The sequence below is a fragment of the Sphingomonas sp. PP-F2F-A104-K0414 genome (assembly GCF_004340945.1).
GTDB lineage: Bacteria > Pseudomonadota > Alphaproteobacteria > Sphingomonadales > Sphingomonadaceae > Sphingomonas.
The window spans coordinates 166,103-181,239 of the sequence record NZ_SLYD01000003.1 but is presented as its reverse complement, the minus strand read 5'-3'; the positions used below and the strand labels follow the sequence as shown (position 1 = coordinate 181,239).

At 66.8% G+C, this 15,137-nt stretch carries 20 protein-coding genes; 13 read left to right on the top strand and 7 right to left on the bottom strand.

The genetic code is table 11. The features are described 5' to 3' along the window. Positions 1-238: 238 nt before the first annotated feature. On the top strand, positions 239-613 hold the full coding sequence (gene crcB / locus C8J46_RS07970; protein WP_056489728.1) for a fluoride efflux transporter CrcB: 375 nt from the start codon (positions 239-241) through the stop codon (positions 611-613). Then, positions 610-1,905 carry an RluA family pseudouridine synthase gene (locus tag C8J46_RS07965; RefSeq protein ID WP_132737279.1) on the top strand — a complete coding sequence of 432 codons (1,296 nt, stop codon included), beginning with the start codon at positions 610-612 and terminating at the stop codon, positions 1,903-1,905. Before crcB ends, C8J46_RS07965 begins: the two co-directional genes overlap by 4 nt. Before the next feature lie 341 nt (positions 1,906-2,246). Here C8J46_RS07965 and C8J46_RS07960 read toward each other — a convergent pair whose 3' ends face one another. After that, entirely contained in the window at positions 2,247-2,741 is a 495-nt protein-coding gene (locus C8J46_RS07960) for a DUF1440 domain-containing protein (RefSeq protein WP_165886488.1), read from the bottom strand. 114 nt (positions 2,742-2,855) lie between these two features. Here C8J46_RS07960 and C8J46_RS07955 point away from each other — a divergent pair, with 114 nt between their 5' ends. From C8J46_RS07955 to C8J46_RS07945, 3 genes are read left to right on the top strand one after another with little or no spacing between them, the layout of a single operon-like run. After that, positions 2,856-3,515, top strand: a complete 660-nt coding sequence (locus C8J46_RS07955) for an HAD-IA family hydrolase (protein WP_132737274.1) — start codon at positions 2,856-2,858, stop codon at positions 3,513-3,515. Further along, positions 3,512-3,730, top strand: a complete 219-nt coding sequence (locus C8J46_RS07950; RefSeq protein ID WP_056489735.1) for a hypothetical protein — start codon at positions 3,512-3,514, stop codon at positions 3,728-3,730. Before C8J46_RS07955 ends, C8J46_RS07950 begins: the two co-directional genes overlap by 4 nt. Next, on the top strand, positions 3,727-4,407 hold the full coding sequence (locus C8J46_RS07945) for an ATP12 family protein (RefSeq protein WP_132737272.1): 681 nt from the start codon (positions 3,727-3,729) through the stop codon (positions 4,405-4,407). The genes C8J46_RS07950 and C8J46_RS07945 overlap by 4 nt, the downstream gene beginning before the upstream one ends. Positions 4,408-4,534: 127 nt before the next feature. Here C8J46_RS07945 and gmk read toward each other — a convergent pair whose 3' ends face one another. The 5 genes from gmk to C8J46_RS07920 all read right to left on the bottom strand — a co-directional run bounded on the left by gmk (position 4,535) and on the right by C8J46_RS07920 (position 7,878). Further along, complete coding sequence (gmk, locus tag C8J46_RS07940) at positions 4,535-5,185, bottom strand: guanylate kinase (protein WP_132737269.1); 651 nt, start codon at positions 5,183-5,185, stop codon at positions 4,535-4,537. Between the two features lie 72 nt (positions 5,186-5,257). After that, entirely contained in the window at positions 5,258-5,458 is a 201-nt protein-coding gene (locus C8J46_RS07935) for a hypothetical protein (protein ID WP_132737267.1), read from the bottom strand. Beyond that, complete coding sequence (locus C8J46_RS07930; RefSeq protein WP_132737264.1) at positions 5,455-5,667, bottom strand: hypothetical protein; 213 nt, start codon at positions 5,665-5,667, stop codon at positions 5,455-5,457. Before C8J46_RS07930 ends, C8J46_RS07935 begins: the two co-directional genes overlap by 4 nt. 147 nt (positions 5,668-5,814) lie before the next feature. Then, the gene (gene fumC, locus C8J46_RS07925) at positions 5,815-7,203 is read right to left on the bottom strand and encodes a class II fumarate hydratase (protein WP_132737262.1); all 1,389 of its coding nucleotides are present in this window, start codon (positions 7,201-7,203) and stop codon (positions 5,815-5,817) included. Between the two features lie 189 nt (positions 7,204-7,392). Then, the gene (locus C8J46_RS07920) at positions 7,393-7,878 is read right to left on the bottom strand and encodes a ClpXP protease specificity-enhancing factor SspB (RefSeq protein ID WP_056489744.1); all 486 of its coding nucleotides are present in this window, start codon (positions 7,876-7,878) and stop codon (positions 7,393-7,395) included. A 71-nt stretch (positions 7,879-7,949) separates the two neighbouring features. Between C8J46_RS07920 and hisB the strand changes: the two genes are divergently transcribed. The 8 genes from hisB to C8J46_RS07880 all read left to right on the top strand — a co-directional run bounded on the left by hisB (position 7,950) and on the right by C8J46_RS07880 (position 13,675). Beyond that, the gene (gene hisB, locus C8J46_RS07915) at positions 7,950-8,537 is read left to right on the top strand and encodes an imidazoleglycerol-phosphate dehydratase HisB (protein ID WP_120301289.1); all 588 of its coding nucleotides are present in this window, start codon (positions 7,950-7,952) and stop codon (positions 8,535-8,537) included. Positions 8,538-8,661: 124 nt separating this feature from the next. After that, positions 8,662-9,267, top strand: a complete 606-nt coding sequence (gene hisH, locus C8J46_RS07910; RefSeq protein ID WP_132737259.1) for an imidazole glycerol phosphate synthase subunit HisH — start codon at positions 8,662-8,664, stop codon at positions 9,265-9,267. Beyond that, positions 9,264-9,998, top strand: a complete 735-nt coding sequence (gene hisA, locus C8J46_RS07905; RefSeq protein WP_120301399.1) for a 1-(5-phosphoribosyl)-5-[(5-phosphoribosylamino)methylideneamino]imidazole-4-carboxamide isomerase — start codon at positions 9,264-9,266, stop codon at positions 9,996-9,998. Before hisH ends, hisA begins: the two co-directional genes overlap by 4 nt. 220 nt (positions 9,999-10,218) lie before the next feature. Next, the gene (gene hisF, locus C8J46_RS07900; protein ID WP_132737257.1) at positions 10,219-10,992 is read left to right on the top strand and encodes an imidazole glycerol phosphate synthase subunit HisF; all 774 of its coding nucleotides are present in this window, start codon (positions 10,219-10,221) and stop codon (positions 10,990-10,992) included. A 4-nt stretch (positions 10,993-10,996) separates the two neighbouring features. After that, entirely contained in the window at positions 10,997-11,188 is a 192-nt protein-coding gene (locus tag C8J46_RS07895; protein ID WP_132737254.1) for a hypothetical protein, read from the top strand. A 32-nt stretch (positions 11,189-11,220) separates the two neighbouring features. Then, the gene (locus C8J46_RS07890) at positions 11,221-11,538 is read left to right on the top strand and encodes a phosphoribosyl-ATP diphosphatase (RefSeq protein WP_132737252.1); all 318 of its coding nucleotides are present in this window, start codon (positions 11,221-11,223) and stop codon (positions 11,536-11,538) included. 115 nt (positions 11,539-11,653) lie between these two features. Continuing rightward, complete coding sequence (locus C8J46_RS07885) at positions 11,654-12,031, top strand: histidine triad nucleotide-binding protein (protein WP_132737249.1); 378 nt, start codon at positions 11,654-11,656, stop codon at positions 12,029-12,031. Positions 12,032-12,142: 111 nt separating this feature from the next. Beyond that, positions 12,143-13,675, top strand: coding sequence for an amino acid permease (locus C8J46_RS07880; RefSeq protein ID WP_132737247.1), 1,533 nt, complete (start codon positions 12,143-12,145; stop codon positions 13,673-13,675). Between the two features lie 112 nt (positions 13,676-13,787). On the opposite strand, the gene C8J46_RS07875 is transcribed toward C8J46_RS07880, so the two are convergent. Further along, positions 13,788-14,786, bottom strand: a complete 999-nt coding sequence (locus tag C8J46_RS07875; RefSeq protein WP_132737245.1) for an adenosine kinase — start codon at positions 14,784-14,786, stop codon at positions 13,788-13,790. Positions 14,787-15,137 lie beyond the last annotated feature (351 nt).

The following is a 15,137-nucleotide window of genomic DNA, read 5'->3' as shown; positions in this document are numbered from 1 at the left end:
TCGTTATTGCCACCTTTCCAACTGGGCCCCGGCCTTCGCCGGGGTGGTGGTGTATGGCGTGGTGGCGTGTTGGGGGGCGACGCCTCTCACTCCTTGTTCTCCCGCGAAGGCGGGAGCCCAGACTGGGTCCCCGCCTTCGCGGGGAAACAAGCGTTGGGTTGAGCCCTTTGGCGAGCATCTACTCCACCCTCGCCAACCCCACCTTTCAGTTTTGCCCGATTCACGCTAGGGCGCGAGAATGCTTCCCCTTCTCTATGTCATGGTCGGTGGTGCGGTCGGGTCCGGCGCGCGCTATCTGACTGGCCGCGCGATGCTGTCGTTGCTGGGGCCTGACTATCCCTTTGGTACGCTTGCCGTGAATCTGATCGGTGGGTTGCTGATGGGTGTGCTGGTTGGCGTGCTTGCCCGCAATACCGCTTCGGAAACGTGGCGGCTGTTGCTCGGCGTGGGCGTGCTGGGGGGATTCACGACGTTTTCGGCGTTCTCGCTGGACGTCGTCACGATGATCGAACGCGGCGCGATCGGCGTCGCGTTCGGGTATGTTTTGGTGTCGGTGATCGGTTCGGTCGCCGCGTTGTTCGCGGGTCTCTCCGCAGTAAGGGCCGTCGCATGACTGCGGGCAAAAGCGATAGCGATACGGGTTTCCGTGAATTCAACGTCGGGTTCGACGATGACGGCATCCGGCTTGACCGGTGGTTCAAGCGGCATCTGCCCGACACGAGCTTCACGACGGTGGCGATGTGGGCGCGCACCGGGCAGCTCCGCGTCGACGGCGCGCGGGCGACGCCGGGCGACCGGATCGCGGCGGGCCAGATGCTCCGTGTCCCGCCGCCCGAAGCCGACAAGGCCGCCGCCGACGTCGACAAGCCCCGGCGCGTCCGCGAACGCGTGATCCTGTCGGACGAGGAAACCGAACTCGCGCAGTCCATGGTCATTCACAAGGATTTCCAGGCGTTCGTGCTGAACAAGCCGCCGGGCCTGGCGACGCAGGGCGGGACCAAGACGACGCAGCATGTCGACGGGCTGCTCGACGGGTTGCAGTACGACAATGAGGGTCGGCCGAAGCTGGTCCACCGGCTCGACAAGGATACGTCCGGCGCCTTGCTGGTGGCGCGGACGTCACGCGCGGCGGCGTTCTTTGCGAAGGCGTTCTCGGGGCGGACGGCGCGGAAAGTCTATTGGGCGCTGGTGGTCGACGTGCCGTCGATCGAGGACGGCATGATCGAGCTGCCGATCGCGAAGCAGCCGGGCACCGGCGGCGAGAAGATGCACGTCGACGAGGCCGAGGGCGCGCCGGCGCGGACGCGGTACCGGGTGATCGAGCGCGCGGGCAACCGTGCGGCGTGGGTCGAGTTGCAGCCGTTTACCGGGCGGACTCACCAGTTGCGCGTGCACATGGCGGCGATCGGGCATCCGATCGTCGGCGATGGGAAGTACGGCGGGGCGGCCGCGTTCCTGACCGGCGGGATCTCGCGGAAGATGCATCTGCACGCGCGGCGGATCAAGGTGGATCATCCGGATGGTGGGTCGATCGACGTGACCGCCGAACTGCCGACGCATTTCGCCGAGAGCCTCAAGCAATTGGGTTTCGAGGAGAAGCTGGGCGACGATCTGGTGCTCGACGAGAAGACCGCGCCGACGCGCGAGCAGATGAAGTCGCGGGCCAAGGCGCATGCGAAGTCGGTGCGGAAAGATCGTAAGGGTGAGCGGCGTGGGCGTGGGGTTGTCGAGGAAAAGGCGACGGGCAAGCCTGCACCGAAGACGGGTGGGCCTCGGACCGGGGCTGGGTCGAAGTTCGGCGCGCCGCGGAGCGGGCCTCGGGTTGAGGGGGCGAAGCCGGCTGGGCGTGCGCGTCCGGGTGGGGCCGGGAAGCCTGGGCCTCGGAGTGGGCCTGGAACTCGGTAAGTTATGGCTGTCGTCTAACGCGCCCTCACCCTTTCCACGGCCAAGCGGCCGCGGGGCCCTTCCCTCTCCCCCGAGGGGAGAGGGTGAGACGTCGGAGACGACCCTTACCTTTCACCCCACCCCGGCGAAGGCCGGGGCCCAATTGGAAAGGTTGAGGTAACGGAGCGATGACTTCCGTTAGCGACGTCGCCCAATTGGGCCCCGGCCTTCGCCGGGGTGGTGTGGTTTGTTTGGAGGCTTCCGCTAACTCTTGTTCCCCCGCGAAGGCGGGGGTCCAGGGCCACGATCGTAACGCTGCTTGATTCCTGGCCCCCCACCTTCGCGGGGGAACTAGTCGCGCCCTACTTCAGCCACCCCAGTAGCAACCGCCGCACGCCCTCCGTCACCGTCCCGAACACGATATGCGACGCCGCGCTATACAGATGCGTCGTCGGCGCGGTGTTCCACGGCGCATCGCCCAGCCCCGCCGCCGGCACCGCCGCCTCGTCGAGCAACGCCGTCGTCGCGGCAGCGAAAGCGGTGCCGTAGCCCGCAGTCACCGAAGGCCGGTATTCCGCCGCCACCGCATAGGCGATCCCCAGCCCTGCCCCGAGCGCATAATGCACGACCTGTCCGGCGAGCGGCTTGCGGTCATCGGGGATGTCGTGACCGACCACCATTTGCGACACCTTGTCCGCCGCTTTCTCCGTCGCCGGGTCCGCATCACTCTCCGACGAGGACAGCGCGGCGACGCCGGCCTGGAAGCGGTCCATCACGAACGAGGCGGCGAGACCTGCGACCAGACCCGCAGCGGCGGCGGCCCAGATGTTCGGGGTGTCGGTCTGTACGTGCGCCATCATTGAGTCTCCAGAGGTATCCGACACGAACCGTTCGCCGGCGTGCACGTTCCGGTTTGGCGTTCCCTCGCATGCACGCCTGATCTACGAGGCGGCGATGCGTTGGAAAATCTCATGACCCGTCTTGCCGTGTTCGATTGCGACGGGACGCTCGTCGACAGCCAGGCGAATATCTGCGTCGCGTGCGAACGCGCGTTCGAGGCGGCCGGACTGACCCCGCCGCCGCGCGCCGACATTCGGCGGATCGTCGGCTTGAGTCTCGTCGAGGCGATGCAGGTCTTGCTGCCGACAGCGGACGAGGCACTGCACCGGTCGCTCGCTACCGACTACAAGAACGCGTTCCATGCGATGCGCGCGAGTGGCGAACTGGCCGACGAGCCGTTGTTCGAGGGGATTGCCGAGGTGATCGAGACACTCGCCGCAGACGGCTGGCTGCTCGGCGTGGCGACGGGGAAGTCGGACCGGGGTCTCGCGCATATCCTCGCCGCGCACGGGATCACCGATCGGTTCGTGACGCTTCAGACCGCTGACCGGCATCCGTCGAAGCCCGATCCGGCGATGCTGCTCGCGGCAATCGCCGAGGCAGGTGCTGCCGTGGAGACGACCGCGATGATCGGCGATACGAGCTTCGACATGGCGATGGCGCGCGCGGCGCGGGTGCGCGCGGTCGGGGTCGCGTGGGGGTATCATGACGTGCACGAACTCTCCGATGCGGGGGCGGATGTCGTTGCGACAACCGTGCCGGACCTGCTGCACATGGTGGCTGCACGATGACCGATGCTGACAAATTAGCGCAGCGGCGATGGTTCGTGCTGGTCGGCGTGCGGCTGGCGGGGGTCGCGGGTGCGCTGCTCGGGCTGATCCTGATCGCGCGCGCGCATGATCTCGGGCCGAAGATACTGGGGACGGCGATCGTGCTGTCGGCGATGGCGATGATCGCGATCGTGCCGCGCAGTCTGGCGCATCGCTGGCGGAGTCCTGACGCGTGAAGCGGTTCTGGAAAGACGTCGCGATCGATGCCGACCGGGTGGTGACACTCGATGGCAAACCGGTGCGGACGCCCGGGCGGCGGCCGCTGGCGTTGCCGAGCGATGCGCTGGCCGAGGCGGTCGCGGCGGAATGGCGTGCGGTCGGCGAAACGATCGATCCGCGAACGATGCCGCTGACGGGCTTGGCGAACGCGGCGACCGATCCGATCGCGAACGATCCTGCGCAGTTCGCCGCGCGGCTGGCGGCGTATGGCGAGAGCGACCTGCTCTGCTACCGCGCCGAGGGGCCGCCTTTGCTCGTCGAGCGGCAGGCGGCGTCTTGGGATCCGCTGCTGGCGTGGGCGCGGGGGCGGTATGACGTGACGTTCGCGGTCACCACCGGCGTGATGCACGTCGCGCAACCGGCGGCGACGATCGCGCGGCTGCATGAGGCGGTCGCGGCGTATGATGATTTCCGGCTGGCGGGCTTGTCGCCGGTGGTGACGTTGACCGGGTCTCTGGTGATCGGGCTGGCGCTGATCGAGGGCGAGATCGATGCCGATGCGGCCTGGGCCGCGGCGGGGATCGACGAGGACTGGTCGGTCGAGATGTGGGGCGAGGATTGGCAGGCGACTCAGTTGCGCGAGCTGAAGCGCAAGGAGTTCGGGGTCGGGGTAGAGTTTCTGGGACTGCTTTAGCTTTAGAAGCCTACCTACCCTCTTCCACATCCGTCGCCCCAGCGAAAGCTGGGGTATCCCGGTTGGCGAATGCCGCGACCCGGAACGGGGAGATCCCAGCTTTCGCTGGGATGACGGTTGGGATGGGTTAGCGCGTCAGCCTGCGGATGAAACCGATCAGCCCGGTCTGGCGCGAGCGCTTGAGGCGCTCCGCGGCCAGGATCGTCTTCACGCCGCGGATACAGCTGTCGACATCGTCGTTGACCAGCACGTAATCATAGCCGTCCCAGTGGCTGACCTCGTTCGCCGCGCGCGACATGCGGGCTTCGATCACCTCTTCCGAATCGGTGCCGCGGCTGGTGAGGCGGCGGTGCAACTCCTCCATCGACGGCGGGAAGATGAAGACGCGAACGACATCGCCACCGGCGATCTGGAACAGCTGTTGCGCCCCCTGCCAGTCGATGTCGAACAGCACGTCCTTGCCGGCGGCCAGCATCTCCTCGACCTGCGCGCGCGGGGTGCCGTAGCGGTGGTTGAAGACGTGCGCCCATTCGAGGAACTCGTCCTTCGCGACCATGTCGCGAAAGCCCTCGAGGTCGGTGAAATGGTAATCTTTCCCATCGACTTCGCCGGGTCGCATCGACCGGGTCGTGACCGAGACCGACATCTCGAGTTCGTGCTCGTCCGCGAGCAATCTGCGTGCGATCGTCGACTTGCCGGCACCGGACGGCGAGGACAGGACGAACAGGACTCCGCGACGACGGAAACCATGTGGGTCGGACGGAAGTGTGTGGGGCATGCGCGCCCTTGCCGCGGACCGCATATGGGCGTCAACCCATGCGCGGCCCGCGCGTGGTATTACGAAGGCGGATTAATAGCCGGCCTTGCGGGCCTTGTTGCGGTCATACGCCTTCTTTGCTGCATAACCGCCGCCGAGGATCATGCCGAGCGGGCCCATGCGGCGCATCAGGCTCATCGCCACGACACCCTTGATGGCACCCGACGTACCGCCGCTGCCTTCGCGACGGCCCATCTCGCGGCCAACCAATGCGCTGATAATACGTCCGATCATGCTTCTCGCTCCCCGAAAACCTGGTCCTTGAGTTCCGCTGCACCGCGCAGCACTGCCCAGCCGATCGCGTAGGTCACGGCTAGCGGCACGACGATCTTGAGTACGTTGGCGGTGATCGCACCGATGATCGCGCCGTCCGCGTTGCCGTCGTCGCCGCTGAGCGAGTCGATGCCTGCGCCGATCAGCGCGCCTATGGTCGTTGCGCCCACGTAATTTCTCCTGTCCGTGTGGCGGGTTAGCGCGCGAGGGGCGTTTGGGTTCCCGCGCGCTCGCGTTCTCCTGCGCACGCAGGAGTCCAGGGTCGCGGGCGGTTCGGTTGGTACCCTGGGCTCCTGCGTTCGCAGGAGAACGGAAGGTTAGCGGCCGAGCATCGATTCGGGTTTGACGACGCGGTCGAAGGTTTCGGCGTCGACGAGGCCTAGCGCGAGGCCGGCTTCCTTCAGCGTCAGCCCTTCGGCGTGCGCGTATTTGGCGATCTTTGCGGCGGCGTCGTAGCCGATCTCGGGGGCCAGTGCCGTTACCAGCATCAGCGAGCGGTCGAGCAATTCCGCGATACGGCCGCGATTAGGCTCGATGCCATTGACGCAGCGTTCAGCGAACCCTTCCATCGCGGTGGCGAGCAGGTCGATCGAGCGCAGCACGTTGGCGCCGATCAGCGGCTTGAAAACGTTCAATTCGAGATGGCCCTGCATCCCGCCGACGGTGACCGCGACGTGGTTGCCCATCACCTGCCCCGCGACCATCGTCAGCATCTCGCACTGCGTTGGGTTGACCTTGCCGGGCATGATCGAGCTGCCGGGCTCGTTCGCGGGCAAGTCGATCTCGCCGAAGCCGCAGCGGGGGCCAGACCCGAGCAGCCGGATGTCGTTGGCGATCTTGGTGAGCGCGACCGCCAGCGTGTTGAGCGTGCCGGACAGGTGGACGAGCGGGTCGTTCGACGCGAGCGCCTCGAACTTGTTGCGCGCGCTGACGAACGGCAGGCCGGTGATCTCGGCCAGTTCGTGCGCGATCGCGTCGCCGAAGCCGGCGGGGGCGTTGAGGCCGGTGCCGACTGCGGTGCCGCCCTGCGCGAGGATGACCATGCCGTGGCTGATCGCGGGCTCGATACGGTGACGGCAGCGGTAGAGCTGGTTCGCATAGCCGGAGAATTCCTGGCCGAGCGTCAGCGGCGTCGCGTCCTGGAGGTGGGTGCGGCCGATCTTGACGATGTCGTCCCAGGCGTTGGCCTTCGCGTCGAGCGCCGCATGGAGCTTGTCGAGCGCGGGGATGAGTCGGTTAGTGGTGGCGATCGCGGCGGCGATGTGGAGCGCGGTCGGGAAGCTGTCGTTGGACGACTGGCTCATGTTGACGTGGTCGTTGGGGTGGACGGGTGACTTGCCGCCGCGCGTGCCGGTGAGGACTTCGTTGGCGCGGCCGGCGATGACCTCGTTCGCGTTCATGTTCGACTGCGTGCCGCTGCCGGTCTGCCAGATGACGAGCGGGAACTGGTCGTCGAGCTTGCCGTCGATGACTTCCTGCGCGGCGGAGTCGATCGCGGTGGCGATGGTTTGGTCGAGGCCGTGCGAGCGGTTTACGCGGGCGGCGGCTTGCTTGACGAGGGCTAGCGCGTGGACGATCTCGATCGGCATCCGTTCGCGGGTGGCGAAGGGGAAATTCTCGATGCTGCGTTCGGTCTGGGCGCCCCAATAGGCGTCGGCGGGGACTTCGATCGGGCCGATCGTGTCGGTTTCTGTGCGAGTGGTCATGGGAGGAGAACCTTCCGGGGCGTGCGTGGGTCCCTCGCCCCTTCGGGGAGAGGGAGGGAGGAGCCGCAGGCGACGGAAGGGTGAGGGGCTTTGGGAGGAAGCGGCCTTAGCCTCACGCCCCTCTCCCTTCCCACCGCAAGTGCGGCGGGCCCCTTCCCTCTCCCCGAAGGGGCGAGGGAGTTTATCGGCTCACTTCTTCCGTTTGAAATCCACAGCTACGACGTTCGATCCGTCTTCGATTGGCACCGCAGTCGGGCCGTCGTTTTCGGCTTCGTCGTGGTCGCCGAGCGCGTCTTCCGCACCCTCCTGCGCCTGGAAGCGGAGTTCGAAGCTGACCGCGGGATCCTGGAACGCGGTGATCGCCGAATATGGGATCACCAGCTTCGACGGGACCTGATTGAACGACAGCCCGATCGAGAAGCGCTCGTCGTCGACGATCAGGTCCCAGTAGCGGTTCTGCATGACGATCGTCATCTCGTCCGGGAAGCGCTCGATCAGCCGCTTGGGGATGTCGACGCCGGGGGCCTGCGTCTTGAACGTGATGTAGAAATGATGCTCGCCGGGAAGCCCGCCGGCCTCCGCGACCGAGCCGAGCACGCGGCCGACCACGGCACGCAGGGCTTCTTGTACGATCTCATCGTACGGAATCAGGCTATCGGGCAGTCCATCGGTCATATCCCTTGGGTAGCGCCATTCGGATGCCGGTCAAGATTGCATGCGTCGGTCAGCGCGTTATGGGAGGTGGCATGCGCACCGCCACGATCACCCGCTCCACCGCCGAGACGGCGATCGACGTCACCGTGAACCTCGATGGGACCGGCGTATACGACGTCGAGACCGGGGTCGGTTTCTTCGATCACATGCTTGAGCAACTCTCGCGCCACTCGCTGATCGACATCCGCGTGCGGACCAAGGGCGACCTGCACATCGACGAGCATCACACCGTCGAGGATACCGGGATCGCGATCGGCCAGGCGTTCGCGCAGGCGCTCGGCGATAAGCGCGGGATTGCGCGGTACGGCGATGCGCTGTCGCCGATGGACGAGACGCTGACGCGGGTGGCGCTGGATATTTCCGGGCGGCCCTGGCTGGTGTGGAAGGACCTGTTCTCGCAGAAGCGCCTGGGCGGCATGGACACCGAGATGTTCGAGCATTTCTTCCACAGCTTTGCACAGGCTGCGGGGATCACGCTGCACGTCGAGACGCTGTACGGGTCGAACAACCACCACATCGCCGAGGCGGCGTTCAAGGGCGTCGCGCGTGCGCTGCGCACCGCGATCGAGATCGATCCGCGCAAGGCCGATGCGATCCCGTCGACCAAGGGGATGCTGTGAGCGCGTTGACTCCGTCAGCTCAAAAGCCCGTCACCCCAGCGAAAGCTGGGGTATCCCCGTTACAACGAGACCCCAGCTTCCGCTGGGGTGACGGACTTCTTGTACCGGGTCGCGGGGATACAGCATGACGCTCGCGCTCATCGATTACGGCGCAGGGAACCTGCATTCGGTCGAGAACGCGCTGCGGACGGCTGGGTGTGTCGATCTGGTCGTGACGTCGGACGCCGACGTCGTCGCGAAGGCCGACCGGATCGTCCTGCCTGGAGTCGGCGCGTACGGTGCTTGCGCAGCGGCGTTGCGCGCGGTGCCGGGGATGGTCGAGGCTTTGAACCGGCGGGTGCGCGACGAGGGTACACCGTTTCTCGGGATCTGCGTCGGCATGCAGTTGATGGCCGAGGCCGGCGAGGAGATGGGAACGCATGCCGGACTCGGCTGGGTGCCCGGGCGCGTGCGGCGGTTGGAGCCGGGTACGATGGAGGCCAAGGTGCCGCATATGGGCTGGAACGACGTCGTTCTGTCCGTCGCGCACCCGCTGATCGAGCCAGGCGAGGCGTATTTCCTGCATAGCTTTGCCTTCGAGGGCGCCGACGTGCTCGCGACCACCGACCATGCCGGTCCCGTCACCGCGGCGATCGGTCGCGACACGATGATCGGCGTGCAGTTTCACCCTGAGAAGAGCCAGCGCTATGGCCTGGCCTTGCTCGAACGATTCCTGGAGTGGCGGCCGTGAGCCTTATCATTTTCCCCGCGATCGACCTCAAGGCGGGTCAGGTGGTGCGTCTCGCCGAGGGCGATATGGACCGCGCAACCGTCTATGGCGACGATCCCGCGGCGCAGGCGATGCTGTTCGCCGAGGCGGGCGCGGAGCATCTGCACGTGGTCGATCTCGACGGCGCGTTTGCGGGGGCTTCGGTCAATGGCGACGCGGTGCGGTCGATCGTCGCGCAGTTTCCGGGGCACGTGCAGCTTGGCGGCGGGATCCGGACGCGGGCCAGCGTCGAGGGCTGGTTCGACCTAGGCGTGTCGCGTGTCGTGATCGGCACTGCAGCGCTGGAGGACCCCGAGTTCGTCCGCGGCGTGGCGAAGGATTTCCCCGGCGGGATCGTCGTCGCGGTCGACGCGAAGGACGGCATGGTCGCGACCAAGGGTTGGGCGGACGTGTCGACCACCAGCGCGGTCGATCTGGCGCGGCGGTTCGAGGATGCGGGAGTGGCGTCGTTGCTGTTCACCGATGTCGGGCGCGACGGGATGCTGAAGGGGTGCAACGTCGACGCGACGGTCGATCTGGCGCGGTCGGTGGACATTCCGGTGATCGCCAGCGGCGGCGTGAAGGGCATCGCCGAGATCCACGTGCTGGCGCTGCATGTGCGCGACGGGGTCGAGGGAGTCATCACCGGGCGGGCGTTGTACGACGGTCGGCTCGATCTTGCTGCGGCATTGAGTGTGGCGAAGGCTGCATGATGGTTCACGCGGAGACGCGGAGACGCGGAGAGAAGTTGAGCGCCGCAGGCATAAACTTGTTCGCGCAGAGGCGCAGAGGCGCGGAGAGCAAGAAGTTAGGCCTTGCTCCCTTCCTCTCTCTCAGCGCCTCTGCGCCTCTGCGCGAAATATTCTTCTTAGCGGCTTTGCCGCGTCTCCGCGTCTCCGCGTCTCCGCGTGAACCAATTCTACGGCGCAGCGCATGACGGTTCGCGCGCGTGTGATCCCGTGTCTCGATGTCGCCGATGGCCGCGTCGTGAAGGGCGTGAACTTCGTCGAACTGCGCGACGCCGGCGATCCGGTCGAGCAGGCGCGGGCCTATGATGCGGCCGGGGCGGACGAGCTGTGTTTCCTCGATATCGGCGCATCCCATGAAGGCCGCGGGACGATCCTCGACGTCGTGCGACGGACCGCAGCAGTGTGCTTCATGCCGTTGACCGTCGGCGGCGGCGTGCGGACGGCGGACGATGCGCGCGCGCTTTTGCTGGCAGGGGCGGACAAGGTGGCGGTCAATTCGGCGGCGGTCGAGCGACCGGAACTGGTCGCCGACATCGCCGAGCGCTTCGGCAGCCAGTGCTGCGTCGCGTCGGTCGATGCGCGCAGGTCCGGCGAGGGCTGGGAAGTGTTCACCCATGGCGGCCGGCGCGCGACCGGGATCGATGCGATCGCGCATGCGCTGAAGCTCGCCGAACTGGGCGCGGGCGAGTTGCTGGTCACGTCGATGGACCGCGACGGCACGCGCAGCGGCTACGACCTCGAGCTGATCAGGGCGATTTCGGACCGTGTCAGCGTGCCGGTGGTCGCCAGCGGCGGCGTCGGCGGGCTCGACGATCTGGTCGCCGGCATCCGCGACGGGCATGCGAGCGCAGTGCTGGCGGCGTCGATCTTCCATTTCGGGCAGGCGTCGATCGGCGATGCGCATGCCGCGCTGGCGGCGGCGGGGATCCCGGTGCGGACGCCGGTCAGCTCGGCCTGATCCGATGATCGCGCTACCCCTCCTCGCGGTGCAGTCGGGTCATAGCGGCACCGTCCATCCGCGTACCGGGCCCGAACTCTCGGACATCGCGCTGTTCGTGGTAGCAGGGCTAGGCGTATGGCTGGTGCGGCGCGCGCTGCGGAAGCGGTTCGCCAAGACCAAACCGCCCGCGAAGGCCCACCCGAAGAGGGATTGACCCGCCTGCTCGGCTACGTCAGCACGCGAGCCATGGACCCCGTATTCGACCGCCTCGAAGCAACCATCCGCGCCCGTCGCGATGCGCCCGCCGACACCTCCTATACTGCGAGCCTGTTCGCGAAGGGGCGTCCCAAGATCGCGCAGAAGCTCGGCGAGGAAGCCGTCGAGACGGTGATCGCAGCGTGCTCGGGCGACGAAGCGAGCATCGTACCGGAAGCGGCGGACCTGATCTTCCATCTGGCGGTGTTGCTGGTGGATGCGGGGCTAAGCCTAGACGACGTGCGAGCGGAATTGGAACGCCGCGAAGGCATCGGCGGGTTAGTCGAGAAGGCCGGACGGACAGGGTAATCTGCCCCCCTCCCGCTTGCGGGAGGAGTCGGGGGAGGGCATGGTCTACGCGCTCCGCCGGGATCGGGAAGGCACGCCCCTCCCCTAACCCCTCCCGCAAGCGGAAGGGGGATCTATGCCGATCGACGCCACCCAGCCTTATGACGACCAGAACATCTTCGCGAAGATCCTCCGCGGCGAGATCCCGTCGAAGCGCGTCTACGAAGACGACTTCGCGATCGCGTTCCACGATATCAATCCGCAGGCGCCGACGCACCTGCTCGTGATCCCCAAGGGTGCGTACGTGTCGTGGGACGATTTCTCCGCGCGCGCGCCCGATGGCGAGATCGCCGGGTTCATCCGCGCGGTCGGCACCGTGGCGCGCGCCGCGGGCCTCGTCGAACCCGGCTATCGCCTGCTCGCCAATATCGGCCAGGATGGACACCAGGAGGTGCCGCATCTGCATGTTCATGTCTTCGGCGGGCGCCCGCTCGGGCCGATGCTCGCGCGATAGGCCAGCTTTGCCGCACTAAAGGATTGCACGTAATAAAATTGCCATTAGGCTCTGGGGATTGAGCAAGGGGGCCTTCTGACCGGGCCCCTGCAATCCCCGGGGGGTACCGAATTGATTTTTGGTCGCGTAAAATCACTGGACGCCATCCTGGCGACGGCGGAGAAGAAATCGCTCCACCGATCGCTGGGCGCGTTCCAGCTTACCATGCTCGGCATCGGCTGCGTGATCGGCACGGGCATCTTCGTGCTGACGTCCGCCGCCGCGCAGAAGGCGGGGCCGGGCATGATCCTGAGCTTCATCGTCGCCGGCGCGGTCTGCGTCGTGGCCGCGCTCTGCTATGCCGAGATCGCGGCGATGGCGCCGGTCGCCGGCTCCGCCTACACCTATACCTATTCGGTAATGGGCGAACTGCTCGCCTGGACGGTCGGCTGGGCCCTGATCCTCGAATATGCCGTCGCCGCGAGCGCCGTGTCGGTCGGGTGGTCCGGCTATTTCTCGGGCTCGATCCTGCGAGAAACGTTCGGGATAGACCTGCCGCTCTGGCTGGCCGCGGGGCCGTACGTGCCCGGCGGGTTCATCAACCTGCCCGCGGTCGTCATCTCGCTGCTCGTCACATGGCTGCTGATGATCGGCACGACCGAGAGCGCCCGCGTCAACGCGGTGCTGGTGACGATCAAGGTCGTCGCGCTGACCGCGTTCGTCGCACTGACGCTGCCGAAGACGCATGGCGGCAATTTCGAGCCGTTCCTTCCCACCGGCATCCTCGGCAGCAACGGCCTCGGCGTGGTCGGTGCGGCGGCGACGATCTTCTTCGCGTATGTCGGCTTCGATGCGGTTTCGACCGCCGCGGAGGAAACCAAGGATCCGCAGCGCAACGTGCCGATCGGCCTGATCGCGTCGCTCGGCATCTGCACCGTGTTCTACATGCTGGTCGCGGCGGGCGCGATCGGGACGATCGGTGGCCAGCCACTGTTCGGGGCGGACGGCGTGCCGTTCACGACGGGCTCGCCAGAACTGGCGCGCGCATGCCTCATTCCGGCCAACGCGCAGGCGCTGGTATGCTCGAACGAAGCGCTCGCGCACGTCCTTCGCCAGATCGGCTATGCCAATGTCGGCAACTGGATGGGCTATGCGGCCGGGCTCGCGCTGCCGTCTGTGATCCTGATCCTGATGTTCGGCCAGACCCGCATCTTCTTCGTGATGAGCCGTGACGGCCTGTTGCCGGAAGTGCTGAGCCGCGTGCATCCGAAGTGGAAGACGCCGTATATCGTCACCGCGATCACCGGCGTGTTCGTGGCGTTCGCCGCGGCGTTCCTGCCGGTCGGCCAGCTGGCGGACATCGCCAATGCCGGCACGCTGTACGCGTTCATGATGGTCGCGATCGCGCTGCTGATCCTGCGCAAGCGCGAGCCGAACCGGCATCGTCCGTTCCGTACACCGGCCGCTTGGGTCGTCGCACCGCTGACGATCGTCGGCTGCATCGGGCTGTACTTCTCGCTGCCGTACGAGGCGATGGCGGTGCTGCCGATCTGGGGCGCGGTCGGGCTCGTGATCTACTTCCTGTACGGCTACCGGAAGAGCTATCTGGGTCGCGGAATGGCCGATGGTGGCGAGACCGACATCGACCTGACGCCGGGCCACTGAGACCGGACGCAAAAAGGGCCGCGGGAGGAAACTCCCGCGGCCCTTTTTTTTGTGCTTCGTCGCCGCGCCGTCATCCCCGCGGAGGTGGGAATGACGGCGCGGCGGGCCACGTTCAGCCGATATGCTTGGCGGCGAGCGCCTTCATGTCGACCATCGGGCGGGCGCCGACATGGCTGATGATCTCGGCCGCGCAGACCGCGCCGAGCTTCAGCGACGCCTGCAGGTCGTAGCCCTGTGCCTGGCCGTGGAGGAAGCCGGCCGCGAACAGGTCGCCGGCGCCGGTGGTGTCGACGACCTTGGCGATCGGCTCGGCCTTGACCTCGGCGCGCGTGCCGTTCTGGAGCGCGCAGGCGCCGTGCTCGCCGCGGGTAACGACCAAAGTCGGGACCTGTGCAGAGATCTTGGCGACTGCTGCGTCGAAGTCTTCGGTTTCGGCGAGCGCGGCGAGTTCGCTCTCGTTGGCGAACAGGATGTCGATCAGGCCGTCGCTGAGCAACTGGCGGAAATCGCCGCCGTGGCGCGAGATGCAGAACACGTCGCTAAGCGTGAACGCAACCTTCCGCCCTGCCCCGCGTGCGCAATCGATCGCGGCGCGCATCGCGGCGCGCGGCTCCTCGGGATCCCAGAGATAGCCTTCGAGATACAGGATCGCGCTGTCGGCGATCATCGCGGTGTCGATCGCTGCGGCGGGGAGGAACTGGCCAGCGCCGAGGAAGGTGTTCATCGTGCGCTGGCCGTCGGGGGTCACGAAGATCAGGCAGCGGCCGGTGGTCGGGTCGCCCGCGCGGACCGGCGTGGCGAACTCGATGCCGATGCTGCGGACGTCATGGGCGAAGACCTGGCCGAGCTGGTCGTCGGCGACCTGGCCGATGAACCCGCATTTGCCGCCGAGCGCGGCGATGCCGGCGACGGTGTTGGCGGCCGACCCGCCCGAGACTTCCATGCCCGGGCCCATCTTGGCGTAGAGCGCGTCGGCTTCCTCGGACGAGAACATCAGCTGCATCGAGCCCTTGGCGACTCCGATCTCGGCGATGAACGCGTCGTCGGCGGTAGCAAGGATGTCGACGATGGCATTGCCGATCGCGACGACGTCGTAGGTTGGGTTGGGCAAGGCGAGACTCCGGGGGTGCGGGAAAACGCTTGCCGTAAATGCCGGGCGGGATTGGTGCAACTGGTGTGGGGGTGCCGCTGCCTGCGGAGGCGGGGTCTGCGGGGCCGCCGGAACAGTATGTCGTCCGGGGATAGGTACCACCCCGGCGGAGGCCGGGGCCCAGTTGGAAAGGTGGTCGCAATGAAACGCGGCCCGTCATTACCGCTGTCTCCCAACTGGGCCCCGGCCTCCGCCGGGGTGGAGATTATGGTTCGGGCTGCTGCAACGGTTACGGCGGTTCGAACAGTTGCAGCGGTTCTCGCGGAATAGAAATTTACAGCACAGACACTCCGTCCTTCCTGTTCCCCCGCG